This window comes from Stenotrophomonas sp. 116085_Sma (genome assembly GCF_056479585.1).
In genome coordinates this window covers 4,757,617-4,780,000 of the sequence record NZ_CM151057.1, presented here as the reverse complement: position 1 = coordinate 4,780,000, position 22,384 = coordinate 4,757,617, and the positions used below count along the sequence as shown (strand labels likewise).

Here is a 22,384-nt window from a genome sequence, read left to right as displayed (position 1 = left end):
ACTGTTCGTGGCAAGCTTAACCGTATAGGGGAGGCGAAGGGAAACCGAGTCTGATAAGGGCGCATAGTCGCGGGCAGTAGACCCGAAACCGGGTGATCTAGTCATGCCCAGGGTGAAGGTGCGGTAACACGCACTGGAGGCCCGAACCCACTCCCGTTGCAAAGGTAGGGGATGAGGTGTGATTAGGAGTGAAAAGCTAATCGAACCCGGAGATAGCTGGTTCTCCTCGAAAGCTATTTAGGTAGCGCCTCATATGTATCCTCTCGGGGGTAGAGCACTGTTATGGCTAGGGGGTCATCGCGACTTACCAAACCATTGCAAACTCCGAATACCGAGACGGACTGTATGGGAGACACACGGCGGGTGCTAACGTCCGTCGTGAAAAGGGAAACAACCCAGACCCACAGCTAAGGTCCCAAATTTTGTGCTAAGTGGAAAACCATGTGGAAAGGCACAGACAGCCAGGAGGTTGGCTTAGAAGCAGCCACCCTTTAAAGAAAGCGTAATAGCTCACTGGTCGAGTCGGTCTGCGGGGAAGATTTAACGGGGCTAAGCACAGAACCGAAGCTTGGGGTGCATAACTTTGTTATGCGCGGTAGAGGAGCGTTCCGTAAGCCGTTGAAGGTGGATTGAGAAGTCTGCTGGAGGTATCGGAAGTGCGAATGCTGACATGAGTAACGATAATGCGGGTGAAAAACCCGCACGCCGAAAGCCCAAGGTTTCCTTGCGCAACGTTAATCGGCGCAGGGTGAGTCGGCCCCTAAGGCGAGGACGAAAGTCGTAGTCGATGGGAAGCAGGTTAATATTCCTGCACCTCGCGTAAGTGCGATGGAGGGACGGAGAAGGTTAGGTGTACCAGGCGTTGGTTGTCCTGGGGAAAGGCGGTAGGTTTGGATCTTTGGCAAATCCGGGATCCTTTAAGACCGAGCACCGAGACGAGCCTTTATGGCGAAGTCACTGATACCACGCTTCCAGGAAAAGCTCCTAAGCTTCAGCTTACGCAGACCGTACCGTAAACCGACACAGGTGGGTAGGATGAGAATTCTCAGGCGCTTGAGAGAACTCGGGTGAAGGAACTAGGCAACATGGCACCGTAACTTCGGGAGAAGGTGCACCCTTTTTGGTGGCTCGTGCGAGCTATAGCTGAAGAGGGTCGCAGTAACCAGGCCGCTGCGACTGTTTATCAAAAACACAGCACTCTGCAAACACGAAAGTGGACGTATAGGGTGTGACGCCTGCCCGGTGCTGGAAGGTTAATTGATGGGGTCAGCCGCAAGGCGAAGCTCTTGATCGAAGCCCCAGTAAACGGCGGCCGTAACTATAACGGTCCTAAGGTAGCGAAATTCCTTGTCGGGTAAGTTCCGACCTGCACGAATGGCGTAACGACAGCGGCGCTGTCTCCACCCGAGACTCAGTGAAATTGAAATCGCTGTGAAGATGCAGCGTTCCCGTGGCAAGACGGAAAGACCCCGTGAACCTTTACTATAGCTTTACACTGAACGTTGAGTTCGTCTGTGTAGGATAGGTGGGAGGCTATGAAACTGTGGCGCTAGCTGCAGCGGAGCCATCCTTGAAATACCACCCTGTCGTGCTTGACGTTCTAACCTGGGCCCATTATCTGGGTCGGGGACCGTGTATGGTGGGTAGTTTGACTGGGGCGGTCTCCTCCTAAAGAGTAACGGAGGAGCTCGAAGGTACGCTCAGCGCGGTCGGACATCGCGCACTGTGTGCAAAGGCATAAGCGTGCTTGACTGCAAGATCGACGGATCAAGCAGGTAGGAAACTAGGACTTAGTGATCCGGTGGTTCTGTATGGAAGGGCCATCGCTCAACGGATAAAAGGTACTCCGGGGATAACAGGCTGATACCGCCCAAGAGTTCATATCGACGGCGGTGTTTGGCACCTCGATGTCGGCTCATCACATCCTGGGGCTGTAGTCGGTCCCAAGGGTATGGCTGTTCGCCATTTAAAGTGGTACGCGAGCTGGGTTCAGAACGTCGTGAGACAGTTCGGTCCCTATCTGCCATGGGCGTTGGAGATTTGAGAGGGGCTGCTCCTAGTACGAGAGGACCGGAGTGGACGAACCTCTGGTGTTCCGGTTGTCACGCCAGTGGCATTGCCGGGTAGCTATGTTCGGAAGCGATAACCGCTGAAAGCATCTAAGCGGGAAGCGCGCCTCAAGATGAGATCTCCCGGGGCACAAGCCCCCTGAAGGAACCATGTAGACTACGTGGTTGATAGGTCAGGTGTGTAAGTACAGCAATGTATTGAGCTAACTGATACTAATGATCCGTGCGGCTTGACCATATAACCTCAAGTTGCCTTGGCTTTACGACAGCGTCGTAAGAGCATCCAAGTGCACGCTACGTCACAAGAACTATGCGAGGCTGGCGCCTTGTCCCCCGGGACGAGTGCGACTCTCCAAAAGCCTCCCTGGTGAAATTAGCGCTGTGGAACCACCCGATCCCATCCCGAACTCGGAAGTGAAACGCAGCTGCGCCGATGGTAGTGTGGCTCAAGCCATGCGAGAGTAGGTCATCGCCAGGGTTTATACCCAAACCACCCCGCTGCTCACGCAGCGGGGTTTTTTGTGCGCAGGAAAATGCAGCTGCCGGAATGCACCGGTAGATCCACGCCATGCGTGGATACGTGCATGGGCCTGCGCAATGGACGTGTCGAGGTTGCCGGCCAGCACCCGGCACTACCGGTGATGGGGCCATGCAATGCATCCGGTGGTGGTATCGGTAGGTCCACGCCATGCGTGATGCGTGATGCGTGGTGTGGGCATGCGCACTGCGCGCGGCGTGGTTGCCGGCCAGCGGCCGGCACTACCAAAGGATCGATACCACCGGGTCCTGTGCCTCCCGTGATCCGTCACGCAGGACACATAAAAAAGACGGCGCCCTGCGGGCGCCGTCTTCACATGGCTCGTGTTGAAGGCCGGGATCAGGCGACCAGCGCCACGCCCTGTGACTCCTGCCGACGGAACACCGACACCGCATCATCCAGCGTTCCCGCCTGCGACTGCAGCTCGCGTGCTGCGGCAGTTGCTTCCTCCACCAGCGCAGCATTCTGCTGCGTGGCCTGGTCCATCTGCACCACGGTCTGGTTGATCTGCTCGATACCGATTGACTGCTCCTGCGACGCCGCGGATATCTCGCGCATCAGGTGGCTGACATTCTCGACACCCCCCACGATCCCCTGCATGCGTTGGCCGGCATCCGCCACCAGCTGGGCACCTTCGCCCACCTGGCGGCCGGCTTCGTCGATCAGCTTCTTGATCTCCTGGGCCGCCGCCGCCGAACGCTGCGCCAGAACCCGCACTTCACTGGCCACCACGGCGAAGCCTCGGCCCTGCTCGCCGGCGCGCGCCGCCTCCACGGCGGCATTCAGCGCCAGGATGTTGGTCTGGAACGCGATGCCGTCGATGACGCCGGTGATGTCGCCGATCCGCTTCGACGCGCCCTCGATGGCCTGCATGGTGTCGACCACCCGCCGCATGGCCAGGTTGCCGTCGCTGGCCGCGTCCTGCGTGGAGGACGCCAGCGCGCTGGCCTCCCGCGCATGGGCGGCGTTCTGGCGCACGGTGGCCGTCAGTTCCTCCATGGAGGCCGCGGTTTCCTGCAGATGCGCCGCCTGCCGCTCGCTGCGCTCGGACAACGCGCCGTTGCCGGCAGCGATCTCACTGGCCGCGGTACTGATCGACGATGCGCAGTCCTGGATGCGGCCGACCATGCGTGCCAGCTGTTCCGCCGTGGCATTGGCGTCGCGCTGGATGGCGGCGAAGGCGCCGTGATACTCGCCGTGCATGCGCCGATCCAGGTCGCCGTTGGCCAGTGCCGAGAGCATCTGCCGCACTTCGTCGATGGTGCGGCCCAGCGTATCCAGCAGCTGGTTGATGCCACCGGTCAGGCCATCGAGGAAGCTCGCCCCTTCGGTGGCCTGCAGGCGCTGGTCGAGGTCACCGGCGGCGGCGGCAGCGACGATGCCGGCCACGGCGTTCTCCAGCGTGAGTTCGTGGGTCCGATCATGCCACTCCACGGCAAAGCCCAGGCGCGCGCCCTGGTCGTCGAACACCGGTGTGACCACCTGCGCGAAGTGCACCGGGCCGATCTGCACCTTGCCGTTGTGCGTGACCTGCAGGCCATTGAGGATGGCGCGGATGCGGTCAGGGTTGGCATGGAAGCGATGGATGCTGCTGCCCACCAGGCGCTCGGCGTCGAAATCGGGGAAAGCCTGTCGCAACGTTGCCTGCTGGTTGCGCAGCAGTGCTACCACCGAGCGGTTCACGTAGCGGATCACGTGGTCGTTGTCAGCGATCATCATCGCGGTGCGCGAGGCATCCAGCGCCTGGCGGATCTGTGCGTTCTCGGCATGCGCCGCCGCCTCGCGCCCTCGCTGGGCCTGCACGTGGCGTGCAGTGTCGGCCAGGGCGTGGGCCAGTGAACCCGGCGCATAGGCGCTGGTGTCGGCATGTGCACCAAGATCGGCGCCGGTGGCGATATCGCGTGCCAGCGCGGCAAGGCGACGCGGGCCATGCCCAAGTGTCTCGGTCTGCTGGCGAAGCCGCAGCGCGACCTGGCCGAGGAACAGGGTCAGGCCCGCGAACATGCCGGCCTGCAGCAGCGTCGGCCACACTGTGGCACCGCTCAGCAACGGGGCCAGCAGTGCGAGCGTGCCGACCCCACCGGCCAGCCACACCGGCAGCCGATCGCGGTGTCCCAGCAGCACGCCCAGCAACAGGGCAACCGGCAGTGCCGGTGACAGGCCGACGATCGCGCACACCAGCGCCAGTTGCAGTGACAACAGCGAGGCCAGGCCATTGCGGGCGAAGCCATGGCCAGCCTGGGATCCGCCCAGCCACGCCGCAGGCAGCACTGCAGCGGCAGCCAGCACGGCGGCCTGCACCTGTGGACCACGCAGGGCCAGCACCAGGCCAGCCAGGCCCAGTGCTGCGCTGCCGATCAGCAGGCGGCGATCAGCGCGGCGGGCGAGCTGCTGCAGGTGCGGCAGGCGAGCAGTATCGGGGGGACGGGAGAATGCAACGGACATCGGCGACTCCTGGATCAGCAGACGACAGCGGCCATGCGGCGACGCACGCAGGAGTGCGTGGCCAGGGCATGGACCGGGAATTCGGGGAATGCGACGCAATCAACGTCGCGCAGACGGGGCGCCGTGACCACATCCTGTGGGTAACGGTGCAATGGAGCGGGCATGCGGACTTCCTTGCAGAACCAGACACACGCCGCAGGCCCGACCGGACCTGCGTGCTGCAGGCGCAGCGGCCCGCAACTGATGTATCGGCCGCAACTGCGCAGAGTGAAGTGCGCGGACGCCGCGACTCAGCCGGCGTTGTCGTTGCTGAAGAAGCGCAGGATCACCTCGGCGATCTGCGCCGGATCTTCCATGTGCAGGTGATGGTTGCCGGGAAACACCGCCAGACGGCCATCGCGCAGGTGCTGCAGGCGATCGCTGCGCATCGGCTCGGGATAGTAGGACTGCGCCGGCGTGGCATAGATCACCTGCGTCGGGCAGGCGATGGCCTGCAGCAGGTTGTCGATCTGGCCTTCGCTGAGACGGATCGCTGTAGGCAGCATCAGGCGCGGATCGCTGCACCAGCGGTAGCCACCCTCGACCGGTTCCACGCCGCGCTCGACCAGCAGCCGTGCACAGCGCTCGCTCAGCTGGTTGGTCATCATCCGTGCGCGGATCGGCGCGGCCAGGTCGGGGAACACGCGTAGTTGCTTGCGTGCCAGCCCACGCGTGGCATTCACGTGCTCGCGCAGGCGGTTGGCGGTGTCTTCTTCCGGACCGCGCAGGCCGCCGAGCGCTTCGATCGCCACCAACCGCTCCACGCGATCACTGACCGAGGCGGTGAGGCTGGCGATGCCGGCGCCCATCGAATGGCCGAGCAGGCTGAAACGGTCCCAGCCCAGCGCGTCGGCGACATCGAGTACGTGGCAGATCGCGGCGGCCGTGGTGTAGCTGGCACCGGCCGGCAGATGCGCGCTGTGGCCATGACCGGGCAGGTCGATGGCCACCAGCTGCAGCGAGGACAGGTGCGGGGCCAGTGGCACGAAGCTGGCTGCGTTGTCGAGCCAGCCATGCAGGGCCAGCACGCGTGGGCCGTCGCCGTGGTTGCGCAGGCCGGCGACGCGGGCGCCACCGACCTCGAGCTCAAGCGGCTGCAGGCTCATGCCAGCGAGGCCACGGCCAGTCGCGCCAGGGCGCGTGCGTGCTCCGGTTCGGCGTTGAGACAGGGGATGTAGCGCATTGTTGCGCCGCGCTCGGCCAGCGTCTCGGTGAAGCCCATCGCGACCTCTTCCAGCGTCTCCAGGCAGTCGGTGGCGAAGCCCGGGCAGACCACGTCGATCTGCTTCACGCCGGATTCGGCCAGCGCCCACAGGCTGGGTTCGGCATAGGGCTGCAGCCAGCGCTCGCGGCCAAACCGCGACTGGTAACCCATCTGCCACTCGTCCCTGTCCAGGCCCAGCGCGTTGGCAATGGCCTGTGCGCTGGCTTCGCAGCGCTGCGGATACGGATCGCCTGCATCGGCCAGGCGCTGCGGAATGCCATGGAAGGAGAACATCAGTGTCTGGCCACGACCGTGCTGTTCCCAGTAACGCCGGATCGAGCCGGCCACGGCCTCGACCCAGCCCGGATCGACCGAGTAGTCGCGAACCAGGCTGACGGTTACACCCGGGTTGCGGCGCTGCCACGCATCGACCCGGTCTTCGACCGAGGCGGTGGTGGTGGTGGAATACTGCGGATACAGCGGCAGTACCACGATGCGGCGCGCGCCGTCGGCGGCCAGCCGGTCCAGCTCGCTGGCCAGCGCCGGTTCGCCGTAACGCATCGCGTGGCGCACAGTCAGGGTCGGCAGCAGGGCCTGCATGGCCTGCGCCAGCTGGCGCGTATGCACCATCAGCGGTGAGCCGTCGGGCAGCCAGACCTGGGCGTACTTGGCCGCCGAACGGCCGCTGCGCAGCGGCAGGATCAACCCGCGCAGCAGCGGCTGCCACAGCAGCGCCGGGATCGAGACCACGCGGGGGTCGGACAGGAATTCAGCCAGGTAACGGCGTACGGCGGGGGCCGTCGGCGTTTCGGGCGTGCCTAGGTTGACCGCCAGCACGGCGGTATCGGGTGCGTCGAGCATGGGCGGTATTGTCGCCGATCCGGTGCCGCGCCGGGATGCAGGGTTCGGATTGCAGGCATAGCGCGCATCAATGTGAGCAGGGAACGCTCATTGGAGATTCATGACAACACTACTAATTTCAGTCACTTGCTATATCTTCCTATGGACTGACTTCTGGAGCCTGCCATGCGTCGCCCGATCCAAGCCCTGCTGATCGCCGCCAGCCTGCTGTCCAGCCAGGCCATGGCCGGACCGCAGGAAGACCAGCGTGCCCGCAATGCCGTGCGCGTGCTGGCTGAAATCCAGGAAATCCCTGAACAGGGCATTCCGGACAAATTGCTCGACGAAGGCCGCGCGGTCATCGTCATTCCCGACACGATCAAGGCCGGTCTAGTCATCGGCGGTCGCCGTGGCCACGGCCTGATGTCGGTGCGCATGGCCAATGGCGCCTGGTCCAACCCGGTGTTCGTGAAGCTCACCGGGGGCAGCATCGGCTTCCAGGCCGGCGTGCAGTCTTCGGACGTGGTGCTGGTGTTCCGCAACGATCGCAGCCTGGACAACCTGGTCAACGGCAAGTTCACCCTGGGTGCCGACGCTGGCGTCGCCGCCGGTCCGGTGGGCCGCAACGCCGCCGCGGCCACCGACGGCCAGCTGAAGGCCGAGATCTGGTCGTGGTCGCGTGCCCGCGGCCTGTTCGCCGGTGTCGCCCTGGATGGTGCGGTGCTGCAGATCGACGACGCCGCCAACCTCGACGCCTACGGCAGCAACACCACGCCGCGGATGATCTTCGAAGGCCGCGCCGCCGGTTCGCCGTCGATGGACGTGGTCGCCTTCCGCGATCGCCTGGAAGAGGCCACCTACGCTGCGCGCAACAACCGCAGCGGCAACGGCGGCAACGCGCCGCGCCCGGCAGCGGCCCCGGCCGTCGCCCCGGCGCCTGTTCAGGCAGCGCCGGCCGCCCCAGCCGAGGCCACCACCGCGCCGCTGCAGAACGTGCCGCAGAACCCGCCGCCGCAGCAGCAGGGTTTCCAGCCGGTCAACGACGGCGAAATCCGCACGGAAACGCTGGGCGGAAACTGACTTTCGTCACGCGCGCCGGCTAACACCCGGTGCGCTATGCTCGACAGCCTGATCACTAACGTAACGAGCGTCTTTATGGGCAGTTTCAGCATCTGGCATTGGTTGGTCGTGCTGGCCATCGTCCTGCTGGTGTTCGGCACCAAGCGCCTGACCAGCGGCGCCAAGGACCTCGGTTCGGCGGTCAAGGAATTCAAGAAGGGCATGCGCGACGAAGACAAGCCGAACGCGCAGCTGGGCGATGAGTCGCGCAGCCAGGACGCCCCGCGCACCGTGCAGGACGAGCACGACCGCAACGCACGTTGATCCGGAGCGGTTGCGGTGTTCGATATCGGCTTCAGCGAACTGCTGGTGATTGCAGTGGTCGCCCTGGTGGTGCTCGGTCCCGAGCGCCTGCCCAAGGCGGCCCGCTTCGCCGGCCTGTGGGTGCGTCGTGCCCGCAATCAATGGGATTCGGTGAAACAGGAACTGGAGCGCGAACTGCAGGCCGAGGACATCAAGCGGCAGATGCAGGACGTGCGCCAGGGCATGCAGGACACCGAGAACCAGCTGCGCGCCAGCGGCGAAGCGATCCGTCGCGAAGCCCAGCAGGCACAGCAGCAGGGCGATGACCTGGTGCAGCAAGTCCGTGCACCGGCGCCAGCGGATCTGCCGCCGCACATGAGCGCCGCGCCCGATGCGGTTGAACCGATGCAGGACGGTGGTGCCGCCGAGCCGGCTTCGGCCGCGCCCGCTGAAGCCGGTACGCCGCCGCCAGCGCAGAGCACGGAGCGCCAGCCATGAGTGGACAGGATTTCGGCGAGAGCTCGCTGGTCGAACACCTGGTGGAACTGCGCGGCCGCCTGGTGCGCGCATTGCTGGGCCTGGGGGTGGCGCTGCTGGCGCTGCTGCCGTTCACCCAGAAGCTTTACAACGCATTGGCCGAACCGCTGGTCTCGCAGCTGCCCAATGGGCAGACGATGATCGCCACCAATCCGGCCGGTGCTTTCTTCGCGCCACTGAAGCTGACCTTCTTCGTCGCGTTGTTCGTGGCGGTGCCGTGGCTGCTGTACCAGCTGTGGGCGTTCGTCGCGCCGGGCCTTTACGCGCGCGAGAAGCGCCTGGCGGTGCCGCTGCTGGTGTCATCGGTGCTGCTGTTCTACACCGGCTGCGCCTTCGCCTATTTCCTGGTGCTGCCGGCGGTGTTCCACTTCCTCACCACCTTCAGCCCGGACGTGATCGCCATTACGCCGGATGCAAACGCCTATCTGGACTTCGTGCTGGCGATCTTCTTCGCCTTCGGCGGCAGTTTCGAACTGCCGGTGGCGATGGTGATCCTGGTGCTGCTGGGCTGGGTGACGCCGCAGCAGTTCAAGGAAGGCCGCGGCTACGCGATCGTCGGCATCTTCGTGGTGGCGGCGGTGCTGACCCCGCCGGACGTGGTGTCGCAGCTGATGCTGGCGATCCCGATGTGCCTGCTGTACGAGCTGGGCATCCACGCCGCACGCTGGCTGGTGCCATCGTCGGTAGTGAAGAAGCCCGCTGCATGATGCGGTAGCGGCGGGCCATGCCCGGCGTGCCGGGTTCGACGTGATGCCACCGCCGGGCATGGCCCGGCGCTACCGGTGGGACCGGTCAGGCGTGGAACACGTCGCTGGAGGTCGGCGTGGTCGGAATCGGCGGGGCTGCGCGGCTGCCGCGGTGCACGAACATCTGCTTCCAGGCGGCATAGACCGCGCCGACATACAGCGGCATCAGCACCGTGGTCAGCACCAGCTGGGCGATGAAGGCGGCGGCCAGCGGGCCACCGATCAGCATCGCGATCTGGATCACGATCACGAACAGGATGTACATGCAGAACGCGGCGATCAGGCCGAGTGCGGCGAACACGATCATCGCGCCGATGTTCTCGATGCAGCCCTGCAGGCTCAGGCGTAGCGCGTGCATGCCGCTCTGCTTGTCGAACACCACCAGCGCCGGCTGGGTGAACATCGCCAGCGACAGCGCGACCGCACTCAGGAACACCAGCAGCATCCACAGCGCGATGCGCTTGGCCGGCAGGTTGGCAACCAGCGCGGCGGCATCGTCCGGCTTGATCTGCTGGCCACTGCGGCTGATCTCTTCCATCTTGGTCATGACCTCGCTGAAGGCGGTGAAGCCCTCGCGGCCGATCATCAGGAACAGCAGCGCGCCCAGCAGCAGCACCGCCAGCACCTGGATGGCCAGCGGCACCAGCAGGTGACTGACACGGTGGTCGCGGATCGGCTGCAGCAGGTGCGAAGCCAGGCCCGGGCGGCCTTCGTCGATCTCGCCCACGGCATACAGCATGCCGCCGAACATGATCGGCGAGATGGCCAGCGTCATCAGCTGCACCGCCATGCCGGCGGCGCCGGGAATCAGCGTCGACAACAGCGTGACCACCCAGCTCACCAGCAGCCAGGTCAGGCCGATCCGGGCCAGCTGCAGCGGCGCACGCCGGTACAGGGAGAACGTATCCAGCAACCACTGGGCGCCCGCCGAAGCCGGCAGCTTGCGAATCTCTTTCATGGACATCCGGGAAGGACAGGAGGGGGCCGGGCGGCTGCCCGTGCCGCCGATTATCCCTGTTTTGCCATCGGCTGGGCTGAAGACAGCCGCGCCTGGCGGACGAAGCGCCGCAACAGCTGGCGGGCCAGCGGCGCGGCACTGACCGCGCGCTCGATGCTGCGGGCGCAGCCGCCATGGCGGCCGATGCAGTCGGCGCGGGCACGCACGTAGCCACGCATATGGTGGGTGGCGAACTCCGGATGGAACTGCACGCCCCAGGCTTGGCGCCCCCAGCGGAAGGCATGGCAGCCGTCCAGCGGCGAACGGGCCAGCACCTCGGCCCCGTCGGGCGCGCGCAGCACGGTCTGCAGATGGGTGGCGTGGGCGGCGAAATGCTGAGGCAGGCCTTGGAACAGCGGGTCCTGCGCGGCCTGCGGCTGCAGTTCCAGCTCGATCGTGCCGGACTCGCGGCCGGCCGGGTTGTAGGCCACCTCACCACCCAGCGCATGTGCCAGCAGCTGATGGCCGTAGCAGATGCCGAACACCGGCAGGTCGTCGTGGGCGGTCTGGCGCAGCCACGCGGCGCTGCGCTCGCTCCAGTCGGCATGGTCGGTGACGAAGGCGGCCGAGCCGGTCACCAGCACGCCGGCGAAGGCGTGCGGATCGGGCAGGGCGCCACCGTGCTCGACATCGACCACCACGGTCTCGTGTTCCTCCAGCCCGGCGGCGACGCGGATCCAGTGCGGGAAGCGCCCGTAGCGGCGCAGCGACGGCACCGGGCGGCCGGTTTCAAGGATCAGGAACGGGGCTGGGTTCATCCGGGGGCGGCAGGACTGACAGGACTTCCTCGATTGTAGTCAGCCCCTGCGCCACCTTTTCAAGCCCGGCCTGGCGCAGGGTTCGCAGCCCTTCAGTCCGCGCGGCACGGGTGAAACCGGCCAGGTCCATGTCGGCGCGGATCTGCCCGCGCAGCCGCGAACCCAATGGCAGCAACTCATACAGGCCGATACGGCCGAGGAATCCGGTGCGCCGGCACTCCAGGCAACCGACCGGCCGACAGGGCGTGGCGGCATCTGGATATGCGGCATGGCTATCAGCCAGCACCGCCCAATCGGCCGCGCCAAGGCTGTGCGGCTGCTTGCAGTGCGGGCACAGCGTACGCACAAGGCGCTGGGCGAGGATGCCGTTGAGGGTGCTGGCCAGCAGGTAGTGCGGCACGCCCAGGTCGAGCAGGCGGGTGACCGCCGATGGCGCGTCGTTGGTATGCAGGGTGGACAGCACCAGGTGCCCGGTCAACGAGGCCTGCACCGCCATCTGCGCGGTTTCCAGGTCGCGGATCTCACCGATCATGATGATGTCCGGGTCCTGCCGCAGCAGGGTGCGCACGCCGCTGGCGAAGTCCAGGTCGATGTTGGTCTGCACCTGCATCTGGTTGAACTCGGGCGCGATCATCTCGATCGGGTCTTCCACCGTGCATACGTTCACGTCCGGGGTGGCCAGCCGCTTCAGCGTGGAATACAGGGTGGTGGTCTTGCCCGAGCCGGTCGGGCCGGTGACCAGCACGATGCCGTGCGGGCGCTCGACCAGCGCATTCCAGCCAGCGGCTTCCTGCGGGCTGAAACCGAGCTGGTCGATGCTCTTGAAGGCCGCGTCCGGGTCGAAGATGCGCATCACGCACTTCTCGCCGAAGGCGGTGGGCATGGTCGACAGGCGCATTTCGACCTCGCGGCCCCCCGGCGAGCGGGTCTTGATGCGGCCATCCTGCGGACGCCGGCGCTCGGCCAGGTCCATGCGGCCCAGCACTTTGATACGGCTGACCACCGCGGTCATCACCGCCGGCGGCACTTCGAACACCTTGTGCAGCACGCCGTCGATGCGGAAGCGCATGCGTCCCATCTCGCGGCGTGGCTCCAGGTGGATGTCCGAGGCGCGCTGTTCGTAGGCGTACTGCAGCAGCCAGTCGACGATGTGCACGATGTGCTGGTCGTCGGCATTCACGTCGCCGGTGCGGCCCAGCTCGACCAGCTGCTCAAAGCTGGGCAGGGTGGTGCTGGCCTCGCCGCGCACATCGCCACGGGCGCCGCGCACCGAGCGCGTCACCCCGTAGAACTCCATGGTGTAGCGATGCAGGTCCAGTGGATTGACCACCGCCAGCTCAATGCGGCGGCGGGTCAGGTGCTGCAGGTCACGACGCCATTCCTGCACCAGCGGCTCGCTGGTGGCCACCAGCACGCGCTCGGCGTCCACTGCCAATGGCAGGAAGCGGTGGCGGCGGGCGTAGGCATGCGACACCAGCGCGGTGACCGCGGCGACGTCCACACGGGTCGGATCGATGCGCAGGTAGCGGCTGCCGGTGCGCTGCGCCAGCCACTCGGTCAGGCGTTCCAGGGTCAGTTCGCCGCCGCCGGTGGCGGCCAGCTTGAGGTTGGACAGCAGTACCAGCGGATGCACTTCACTGGCGTTGCGCGCGCCCTGTGCGGAAAACCGCATGCGCTCGCGGTCCTGCTCGGCCACCAGTCCATCGGCGGCCAGGGCCGCGGCAATCTGCTCGAAATGCAGCCGTCCCCAGGGCAGCGGGACGCCGCCCGCCTCGCCGGGCGTGCCTGCCGGCAGCCGATGTTCCATCTGCCTGCTCCTCCCGGGTACGGAATGCCCCGCAGGTCGGCCGTTATACTAGCGCACCCCCTTGCCGGCCAAGACTCGTACGCATGTCCGCGACCCCGACCGTTCCGATCACCTTCCAGGGCCTGATCCAGACCCTGAACCAGTTCTGGGCCCAGCAGGGCTGCGTGCTCATCCAGCCGCTCGACCTGGAGGTGGGCGCCGGTACCTTCCACCCGGCCACCTTCCTGCGTGCGATCGGTCCGGAAGGCTGGAACGCGGCCTACGTGCAGCCCTCGCGCCGCCCGACCGACGGCCGCTACGGCGAGAATCCGAACCGCCTGCAGCGCTACTACCAGTACCAGGTGGCGATGAAGCCGGCGCCGGACAACATCCAGCAGCTGTACCTGGATTCGCTGAAGGCGCTGGGCATCAACCCGCTGGTGCACGACCTGCGCTTCGTCGAGGACAACTGGGAATCGCCGACGCTGGGTGCCTGGGGCCTGGGCTGGGAAGTCTGGCTCAACGGCATGGAGGTGACCCAGTTCACCTACTTCCAGCAGGCCGGTGGCCTGGAGTGCCGCCCGGTGCTGGGCGAGATCACCTACGGTCTCGAGCGCCTGTGCATGTACCTGCAGAACTGCGACAACGTCTACGACCTGGTCTGGACCTACGGCCCGGACGGCCAGCCGGTGACCTACGGCGACGTCTACCACCAGAACGAGGTGGAGCAGAGCACCTACAACTTCGAATACGCCGACGTGGAAGAACTGTTCCACCGCTTCGACGCCTGCGAGCGCGAAGCGCAGAAGCTGGTGGAAGTGAACCTGCCGCTGCCGGCCTATGAGCAGGTGATGAAGGCCAGCCATACCTTCAACCTGCTCGATGCACGCCGTGCGATCAGCGTGACCGAGCGCCAGCGCTACATCCTGCGCGTGCGCGCGCTGGCCCAGGCGGTGGCCAAGGCCTACTACGAGCAGCGCGAGAAGCTGGGCTTCCCGGGCGCGAAGAAGGCCTGACGGCCGCTCCCTCCCTCTCTCAACTTCCGGGGCGCCGGACGCGTTGCGCGCTGCGCCCCCACCACAGGATCGAACCGATGAGCCAACTGTCCCCCCTGCTGATTGAACTGGGCACCGAGGAGCTGCCGGTCAAGGCGCTGCCGGGCCTGGCCCAGGCGTTCTTCGACGGTGTCGTCGAAGGCCTGCGCAAGCGCGGCGTCACGCTGGAACTGGGCGATGCACGCCCGCTGTCGACCCCGCGCCGACTGGCCGTGCTGCTGCCGGGCGTCGGCCTGGAACAGCCGGAGCAGCACAGCGAAGTGCTGGGCCCATACCTGAACATCGCGCTGGACGCCGAAGGCCAGCCGACCAAGGCCCTGCAGGGCTTCGCCGCCAAGGCCGGGATCGACTGGACCGCGCTGGAGAAGACCACCGACAACAAGGGTGAGCGCTTCGTGCACCGCGCGGTGACCCCGGGCGCGAGCACCGCCAGCCTGCTGCCGGAGATCCTGCGCGAGGCGATCGCGGCGATGCCGATTCCCAAGCCGATGCGCTGGGGCGACCACGCCTGGGGCTTCGCCCGCCCGGCGCACTGGCTGGTGCTGCTGCACGGCGCCAACGTGGTCGAAGCCGAACTGTTCGGCCTGCAGGCTGGCCGTGCAAGCCGTGGCCATCGCTTCCACCACGACCAGACCGTGTCGCTGGCGCAGCCGCAGGACTACGTTGAAGCGCTGCGCGCTGCGTTCGTGCTGGTCGACCCGGGCGAGCGCCGCGCGCGCATCGTCGCCGAGGTCGAGGCTGCCGCGGCCAAGGCCGGTGGCAGCGCCCGCATCACCGACGACAACCTGGAGCAGGTGGTGAACCTGGTCGAGTGGCCGTCGGCGGTGCTGTGCAGCTTCGAGCGCGCGTTCCTGGCGGTGCCGCAGGAGGCGCTGATCGAGACGATGGAGATCAACCAGAAGTTCTTCCCGGTGCTGGATGCCGCAGGCACGCTGACCGAGAAGTTCATCGGCATCGCCAACATCGAATCGAAGGACGTGGCAGAAGTGGCCAAGGGCTACGAGCGCGTGATCCGCCCGCGCTTCGCTGATGCCAAGTTCTTCTTCGACGAGGACCTGAAGCAGGGCCTGGCGTCGATGGGCGACGGCCTGAAGACGGTGACCTACCAGGCCAAGCTGGGCAGCGTGGCCGACAAGGTGGCGCGCGTGGCTGCACTGGCCGAAGTGATCGCGCCGCAGGTCGGCGCCGATCCGGCGCAGGCCAGGCGGGCTGCCGAGCTGGCCAAGAACGACCTGCAGTCGCGCATGGTCAATGAATTCCCGGAACTGCAGGGTATCGCCGGCCGCCATTACGCCACGGCCGGTGGTGAATCGGCCGAGGTGGCACTGGCCATCGACGAGGCCTACCAGCCGCGCTTCGGCGGCGACGACATCGCACTGTCGCCGCTGGGCAAGGTGCTGGCGATTGCTGAACGCGTGGACACCCTGGCCGGCGGCTTCGCCGCAGGCCTGAAGCCGACCGGCAACAAGGATCCGTTCGCCCTGCGCCGCAACGCGCTGGGCCTGGCCCGCTCGATCATCGAAAGCGGCTTCGAGCTGGACCTGCGCGCGCTGCTGGCCAGCGCCAATGCCGGCCTGGCGGCGCGCAACGTGCAGGCCGATGTCGGCGAGCTGTACGACTTCATCCTCGACCGCCTGAAGGGCTACTACGGCGACAAGGGCGTGCCGGCCACGCACTTCAACGCGGTGGCCGAGCTGAAGCCGGTCTCGCTGTACGACTTCGACCGCCGCCTGGATGCCATCGCCACCTTCGCCGCGCTGCCGGAAGCCGAAGCGCTGGCTGCGGCCAACAAGCGCATCCGCAACATCCTGCGCAAGGTCGAGGGCGACATCCCGGCCCAGATCGACTCCGCGCTGCTGCAGGAAGACGCCGAGCGCGCGCTGGCCGAAGCGGTCACCGCAGCCATCGACGACACCGGCGCCAGCCTGCAGCACAAGGACTACGTGGCCGTGCTGGCGCGCCTGGCGCGCCTGCGACCGCAGGTCGACGCGTTCTTCGATGGCGTGATGGTCAACGCGGAAGATCCGGCGCTGCGTGGCAACCGCCTGGCGTTGCTGACGATGCTGGGCGAACGCCTGGGCAAGGTGGCAGCGATCGAGCACCTGTCGAGCTGACGGGCAGCTGCCATCCACGCATGGCGTGGATCTACTGGCATTGACCCATCGGTAGCGCCGGGCCACGCCCGGCGTCACCGAACAATGTCCATCGGGGTCATTTCCGGCATCGCGCACGATGCCGTCTTCCTCGCCTGCGATCACGACGATCGCCACAAAGGCGCGTATTTTGACCGCCACTTAACAACCGATCCCCAATGACGTGATGCATTTCGCATCGTCACCTCCGGTCGGTATGCTGTGCCGCATGCAGCCAAAGAAATACGCCCTGCCGCTGATGGTCCTGTCGCTGGCCGCCACCTCCGTGGCCCACGCGCGCGGCACCATCGACAAGGTGGACATCAAGGGATTGGACAAGGGCGACGACGCCGCGATCATCGAGAACATCCAGGAATCGCTGTCGCTGTACGACACGATCGGCAAGGAGCAGGGCGAGTCGCGCCTGGAATACCTGCTGTCACAGGCCGAGCGGCAGACCCGCCAGGCGCTGGAACCGTTCGGGTACTACAACCCGGTCATCAAGGTCGAAGCGCCGCGCGTGGATGAGCACGTGCGTGTGCTGATCCATGTCGACAAGGGCACCCCGGTGACCGTGCGCCGCGAGCACATCGACATCACCGGCCCAGCGATGTACGACCAGTACCTGCAGGACGACCTGGCCGCGTTCAAGCCGCGCAAGGGCCAGCGGTTCGAGCATACGCAGTACGAAGCCAGCAAGATCACCGTCACCCGCCGCCTGGCCGAACGTGGCTATTTCGACGCCGACTACACCCAGCGGCAGGTGCAGATCACCCGTGCCGACAATGCCGCCGACATCGATCTGACCTGGGACAGCGGCCGGCGCTACAACATGGGCCCGGTGCGTTTCGAGCAGGACTACTTCGTCGACAAGCTGTTCGACCCGCTGGTGTACTGGGAACAGGGCAGCTATTTCCACGAGGGCAAGCTGGACCGGCTGCGCGAGTCGCTGACCAAGCTGGACTACTTCAGCGTGATCGACATCCAGCCGCGGCCGGACGAGGCTGATGCCAACGGCGAGGTGCCGGTGGATGTGAAGCTGACCCGCGCCAAGCGCACCATCTACACCGCCGGCCTGAGCTACGGCAGCGAGAGCGGCCCGGGTGTGCGCGGTGGCATCGAGCGGCGGTTCCTGAACAACCGCGGCCACAAGATGAACACGCAGCTGGACTATGCGCAGAAGCGCAAGAGCCTGGTGACCAGCTACCGCATTCCGGCTTTCAACTGGCTCGATGGCTGGTACACCTTCGCTGCCAGCGCCTACGACGAGCAGACCGACTACATCGACCTGCGCAACTTCAAGCTGATCGCCAGCCGCAGCGGCGAGATCAACGAGCACTGGACCGCGATCGCCTCGATCAACGCACTGCGCGAGCGTTGGCGCTATGCCTCCGGCACTGAATTCACCGATGCGGTCTACAACACCTCGACCCTGGTGTATCCGCAGATGGTCGCCGACTACGTCAACGTCGACGACGAGATGTTCCCGCGCAAGGGCATCAGCGGTACCGCGACCATGCGTGCCGGCATCGAGGGCGCCGGTTCGGACACCAGCTTCGTACAGGCCAACGCCGTGCTGCGCTGGTACATCCCGGTGGGTGAAAGCAATCGCCTGATCCTGCGCGGCGAAGGCGGCACCACCTGGACCAGCGACCTGGTGGCGATGCCGCCGAGCCTGCGCTACTTCGCCGGCGGTGACCGCAGCATCCGTGGCTATGCCTACCGCGAAGTGGGGCCGCGCACGCCGGCACCGGACAAATACGCGCTGGGCGCCAAGAACCTGGTGATCGGCTCGGCCGAGTACGAGCACTACTTCAACGGTGGCCCGTGGGGTGCGGCGGTGTTCGTCGATACCGGCAGCGCCTTCGACAACACCATCGACCTGCATACCGGCGTCGGCTTCGGCGTGCGCTGGAAATCGCCGGTGGGACCGGTGCGCGTGGATATCGCGCATGGCCTGAACAACCCGGATTCGCAGTTCCAGCTGTACCTGAACATCGGAGCGGACCTGTGAGCACGCCCGCACCGAGCCCGAACACGCCGCCGCCGCGCGTGCGCTTCTATCGCCGCCGCCGCTTCTGGGCCTGGTCGGGCGTTGGCGTATTAGGCCTGGTGCTGCTGGCCCTGCTGGCGGTTTACTGGTTGCTGCAGACCGTGGCCGGCCGTGACGTGCTGCTGGCGCAGGTGGTGGCGCGGCTGCCGGTGGGCGCCAGCTTCACCTGGGACAAGGTGGACGGCCCGGTGGCCGGCCCGCTGACCCTGTACAACGTCGACTTCCGCTACGACGACATCCATTTCCATGCAGAACGCGCGCACCTGGAGCCGGACCTGCGCCCGCTGCTGGGTCGCAAGCTGCTGCTGGACAAGCTGGAGCTGACCAACGCGACGCTGAACCTGGCCAAGAGTGAGGAGCCGTTCAAGCTGCCGTCGTGGCCGGATTCGCTGCCGCAGATCGAGATGCCGCTGGCGATCCAGGCCGACGCCATCGCCATCGATGGCTTCCGCATCAGCCAGGCCAACGAGCCGGTGATCGACATCAGCCGCGTGCGTGGCGGCATCGAGATCGCCAACGGCGAGTTCCAGGCGCACAAACTGGTGGTGGACAGCGACATGGGCAATTTCACCGCCCAGGGCCGCTATATCCCGGCCAAGGACTACGACACCGACGTGACCGTCACTGCCGTGCTGCCGGCGCCGCGTGGACGTACCGCCGCCACCGTCGGCCTGGTCGCTCGTGGCGACCTGGCGCACATGGAGGTGGCCGTAGCCGGGCGCGCGCCGAAGCCGCTGCACGCGATGCTGGTGTTCGATGGCCGTACCGACCCGACCTGGAACGCCACGGTGCGCAGCGACGAACTGGACCTGGCGCTGCTGTCGCCGGCACTGGCGAGCACGGCGATCGCACCGCTGGCACTGGATTTCACCGCGGCCGGCAAGGGCGGCAACGCCAACCTGCACGGCAAGATCAAGCAGGGCGATCAGGAACTGGAGCTGGCACCGTCGGTGGTGTCGCTGCAGGACCAGGTGCTGAAGGTTTCACCACTGCTGGTGAAGGGGCTTGGCGGCGAAGCGCGGCTGGAAGGCACGGCCGATTTCAGCCAGGAAGACCAGCAGAAGCTCAACTTCTCGGTGGTCGCACGCGATCTGACCTACGTGCCGGCGCCCGATCCGAACACGGCCGGCAGCGCACCGGTGCCGGTCACCCTGAAGGAAGCGCGCTTCGGACTGGCCGGTACCCTCAAGGCCTGGGCGGCGATCGGCCGTGCCGAGGTCGAGCGTGATGCGCAGAAGGCACAGCTGCGCTTCGATGTGCGCGGCAACGACCAGGCCGCGTCGATCCACCAGCTGCAGGCACAGACCCCGGGTGGCCAGCTGCAGGTGGAAGGCCAGGTGGCGTGGGCACCGCAGCTGGACTGGGATGCCAAGGCCACGCTGAAGGACTTCGACCCCGGCTATTTCGTGCCGGGCTGGAATGGCCGCCTGTCCGGCAACCTGGCCTCGAAGGGCCGCCAGCTGCCGCCGCCGGCCAATGCGCCGCCGGGTACCGCCGGCACGCTCGAAGCCACGGTCGATCTGCCGTCGCTGAAGGGCGTGCTGCGCCAGCGCAACCTCGACGCGCAGGGCAAGTTCGCGTTGCAGGGCGCGCAGGGCCAGGGTGACCTGAAGCTGTCGCTGGGCAGCAGCCGGGTGACCGCGTCGGGCAAGGTCGGCGACCGCCTCGACATCGATGCGCGTTTCGAACCGCTGCAGCTGAGCGATCTGCTGCCGGGCGCCGATGGTGGCCTGCGCGGCCAGGTGCAGGTGAAGGGCCCGCGCGATGCACCGGACATCACCGCCGACCTGGTCGGCAACAACCTCAACTGGGATGGCTACGGCGCCGAAAGCGTGAGCATCAAGGGCCACCTGCCGTGGCGCGGCGACAGCGGCACGCTGGCGGTGCAGGGCCAGCAGGTCAACGCCGGCATGCTGCTGGAACGCTTGAATGTGGACGCGCAGGGCAGTGTCTCCAACCTGCGCCTGGCGGCGCAGACCCGCAACGAGATGGGCGCGGTCGAGCTGCAGGGCATCGTGCGCCAGCAGGGCACGCAGTGGCGCGGCGAACTGGCTTCGCTGCGCATCGCGCCGGTGAAGGGCGATGCCTGGTCGCTTCGTGCACCGGCGGCGTTCGCGATCAACGGCGGAACCTACACGCTGTCCGAGGCCTGCCTGGCCGCCGCCAGCAGCGGCGCACTGTGCGCACAGGCCAACTGGCCGCGCGAGGGCCTGGTGGTGCGCAGTGATGCGTTGCCGTTGGCACTGGTGCAGCCGTGGTTGCCGCCGCAGTCCGGCCGCCGCATCTACCTGCGCGGCGATGTCAGCCTGGACGCGCAGATCCGCCCGCGCGGCAATGCCTGGGAAGGCCACGTGGAAGTGCGCTCGAAGGAAGGCGGCGTGCGCCTGGGCGAGAACCGCAACACCGTGGGCGATACCACCCGTGGCGAGCTGGTGCGATATGACCAGTTCTCGCTGAAGCTCGACATGACCCCAGCCAGCATCAAGGGCTACCTGGGCATGGGCTTCCAGGGCAACGGCTTCGTCGACGCGAAGATGCAGACCGGCTGGGAAGCCAGCGCGCCGTTGAACGGCGAGCTCTACCTCAACATGTCGCGGCTGTACTGGCTGGAGCTGTTCTCGCCGGACATCGTGCGCCCGACCGGCCTGATCGAAGGCCACGTCAGCCTGCGCGGTACGCGTGGCCAGCCGTCGCTGGGTGGCGACGCGCAGCTGAGCAACTTCAAGGGTGAATTCCCGGCACTGGGCCTGACCTTCGACCAGGGCAAGGGCAGCTTCGTGGCGCAGCCCGATGGCTCGGCGAAGATCACTGCGCAGGCCAACTCCGGCCAGGGCACGCTGTACGTGGATGGTGGCCTGTCCTGGTTCGGCGATGCGCAGCCGCTGCAGCTGAAGATCCACGGCGAGAACGTGCTGCTGTCCAACACCAGCGAACTGCGCATCGTCGCCAATCCCAACCTCGACTTCACCCTGGCCAAGGCGGCGATGGGGCTGCGTGGCACCGTGCACGTGCCCGAGGCCGACATCGACCTTGAGCGCCTGGACCGTGGCACCTCGGTGTCCGAAGACGTGGTGGTGCTCGACCCGGCCGATCCGGAAGAGTCGCGCACCTCGCCGCTGGACATGGACCTGACGGTCAGCCTCGGCGACAAGGTGAAGATGACCGGCTTCGGCCTGAAGGGCGCGCTGACCGGCAAGATGCAGGTCTGGGCCAAGCCTGGCCGCGAAATGACCGCCAACGGCGGGCTGGAAGTCAGTGGCCGCTACAAGGCGTACGGGCAGGACCTGACCATCACCCGTGGCAACCTCACCTGGAACTACAACGCGGTGTCCGACCCGCGCATCAACATCCGTGCCGAGCGCCGGATCGGTGATGTCACTGCCGGCATCGACGTGACCGGGCGTGCGCAGCAGCCGCGTGCGGACGTGTGGTCCGAGCCGGCGATGTCGCAGTCCGAAGCACTGGCCTATCTGGTGCTGGGTCGCAGCCTGACCGGTGCCAGCAGCGACCAGGCCCAGCAGGTCAACGCGGCCTCGGCGGCACTCTCGGCCGGCAGCGGCCTGCTGGCGTCGCAGCTGGGTGCCAAGCTGGGCCTGGACGACGCCGGTGTGAGCCAGTCGCGCGCGCTGGGCGGCTCGGTGATCGGTGTCGGCAAGTACATCTCGCCCAAGCTGTACGTCGGCTACGGAGTATCGCTGGTCGGTGCCGGTTCGGTGATCACGCTGAAGTACCTGCTGCGCCGCGGCTTCGACGTGGAAGTGGAATCGAGCACGGTGGAAAACCGTGGTTCGATCAACTGGCGGCGGGAGAAATAACCCGTCGC

Annotated in this window: 14 protein-coding genes and 2 rRNA genes (1 of these 16 cut by a window edge); 10 read left to right on the top strand and 6 right to left on the bottom strand. The window is 66.4% G+C overall.

Annotated elements, in window-relative coordinates:
• Both ACZK0Z_RS22065 and rrf read left to right on the top strand, forming a co-directional pair.
• Nucleotides 1–2,307: ribosomal RNA gene (locus ACZK0Z_RS22065) — 23S ribosomal RNA — on the top strand (it extends 573 nt beyond the left edge of the window).
• Nucleotides 2,308–2,432: 125 nt separating this feature from the next.
• A 5S ribosomal RNA gene (gene rrf, locus ACZK0Z_RS22060) occupies nt 2,433–2,547 on the top strand.
• A gap of 399 nt (nt 2,548–2,946) precedes the next feature.
• Here rrf and ACZK0Z_RS22055 read toward each other — a convergent pair.
• From ACZK0Z_RS22055 to hemH, 3 genes are all read right to left on the bottom strand, one after another.
• Entirely contained in the window at nt 2,947–5,052 is a 2,106-nt protein-coding gene (locus tag ACZK0Z_RS22055) for a methyl-accepting chemotaxis protein (RefSeq protein WP_197633299.1), read from the bottom strand.
• A 290-nt stretch (nt 5,053–5,342) separates the two neighbouring features.
• Nucleotides 5,343–6,197: an alpha/beta fold hydrolase gene (locus ACZK0Z_RS22050; RefSeq protein ID WP_197620591.1), complete on the bottom strand. Its 855-nt coding sequence runs from the start codon at nt 6,195–6,197 to the stop codon at nt 5,343–5,345.
• Nucleotides 6,194–7,156, bottom strand: a complete 963-nt coding sequence (hemH, locus tag ACZK0Z_RS22045; protein ID WP_197633298.1) for a ferrochelatase — start codon at nt 7,154–7,156, stop codon at nt 6,194–6,196. The genes ACZK0Z_RS22050 and hemH overlap by 4 nt, the downstream gene beginning before the upstream one ends.
• Before the next feature lie 165 nt (nt 7,157–7,321).
• Here hemH and ACZK0Z_RS22040 point away from each other — a divergent pair, with 165 nt between their 5' ends.
• The 4 genes from ACZK0Z_RS22040 to tatC all read left to right on the top strand — a co-directional run bounded on the left by ACZK0Z_RS22040 (nt 7,322) and on the right by tatC (nt 9,741).
• The gene (locus ACZK0Z_RS22040) at nt 7,322–8,215 is read left to right on the top strand and encodes a lipid-binding SYLF domain-containing protein (RefSeq protein ID WP_049430279.1); all 894 of its coding nucleotides are present in this window, start codon (nt 7,322–7,324) and stop codon (nt 8,213–8,215) included.
• Nucleotides 8,216–8,290: 75 nt separating this feature from the next.
• A complete protein-coding gene (tatA, locus tag ACZK0Z_RS22035) occupies nt 8,291–8,518 on the top strand; it encodes a Sec-independent protein translocase subunit TatA (RefSeq protein ID WP_197633297.1) in 228 nt (75 codons plus the stop codon).
• A gap of 15 nt (nt 8,519–8,533) precedes the next feature.
• Nucleotides 8,534–8,995: a Sec-independent protein translocase protein TatB gene (gene tatB, locus ACZK0Z_RS22030; RefSeq protein WP_049430276.1), complete on the top strand. Its 462-nt coding sequence runs from the start codon at nt 8,534–8,536 to the stop codon at nt 8,993–8,995.
• The gene (gene tatC / locus ACZK0Z_RS22025; protein WP_049430274.1) at nt 8,992–9,741 is read left to right on the top strand and encodes a twin-arginine translocase subunit TatC; all 750 of its coding nucleotides are present in this window, start codon (nt 8,992–8,994) and stop codon (nt 9,739–9,741) included. Before tatB ends, tatC begins: the two co-directional genes overlap by 4 nt.
• Before the next feature lie 85 nt (nt 9,742–9,826).
• Here the strand turns inward: tatC and ACZK0Z_RS22020 are convergent, their stop codons facing one another.
• The 3 genes from ACZK0Z_RS22020 to ACZK0Z_RS22010 are packed head-to-tail and all read right to left on the bottom strand — an operon-like array spanning nt 9,827 to nt 13,342.
• Nucleotides 9,827–10,738, bottom strand: a complete 912-nt coding sequence (locus tag ACZK0Z_RS22020; protein ID WP_005411674.1) for a BPSS1780 family membrane protein — start codon at nt 10,736–10,738, stop codon at nt 9,827–9,829.
• Between the two features lie 50 nt (nt 10,739–10,788).
• Nucleotides 10,789–11,535: a glutamine amidotransferase gene (locus ACZK0Z_RS22015; RefSeq protein ID WP_049430273.1), complete on the bottom strand. Its 747-nt coding sequence runs from the start codon at nt 11,533–11,535 to the stop codon at nt 10,789–10,791.
• A complete protein-coding gene (locus ACZK0Z_RS22010) occupies nt 11,507–13,342 on the bottom strand; it encodes a GspE/PulE family protein (RefSeq protein ID WP_100443728.1) in 1,836 nt (611 codons plus the stop codon). The genes ACZK0Z_RS22015 and ACZK0Z_RS22010 overlap by 29 nt, the downstream gene beginning before the upstream one ends.
• 83 nt (nt 13,343–13,425) lie before the next feature.
• On the opposite strand from ACZK0Z_RS22010, the gene glyQ reads away from it, so the two are divergent.
• The 4 genes from glyQ (at nt 13,426) to ACZK0Z_RS21990 (ending at nt 22,376) form a co-directional block, all read left to right on the top strand.
• A complete protein-coding gene (gene glyQ / locus ACZK0Z_RS22005) occupies nt 13,426–14,337 on the top strand; it encodes a glycine--tRNA ligase subunit alpha (RefSeq protein ID WP_197633296.1) in 912 nt (303 codons plus the stop codon).
• Between the two features lie 77 nt (nt 14,338–14,414).
• Nucleotides 14,415–16,490 carry a glycine--tRNA ligase subunit beta gene (gene glyS, locus ACZK0Z_RS22000; RefSeq protein ID WP_197633295.1) on the top strand — a complete coding sequence of 692 codons (2,076 nt, stop codon included), beginning with the start codon at nt 14,415–14,417 and terminating at the stop codon, nt 16,488–16,490.
• Between the two features lie 235 nt (nt 16,491–16,725).
• A complete protein-coding gene (locus ACZK0Z_RS21995) occupies nt 16,726–18,522 on the top strand; it encodes an autotransporter assembly complex protein TamA (RefSeq protein WP_080355060.1) in 1,797 nt (598 codons plus the stop codon).
• Nucleotides 18,519–22,376, top strand: coding sequence for a translocation/assembly module TamB domain-containing protein (locus ACZK0Z_RS21990; RefSeq protein ID WP_197633294.1), 3,858 nt, complete (start codon nt 18,519–18,521; stop codon nt 22,374–22,376). Before ACZK0Z_RS21995 ends, ACZK0Z_RS21990 begins: the two co-directional genes overlap by 4 nt.
• Nucleotides 22,377–22,384 lie beyond the last annotated feature (8 nt).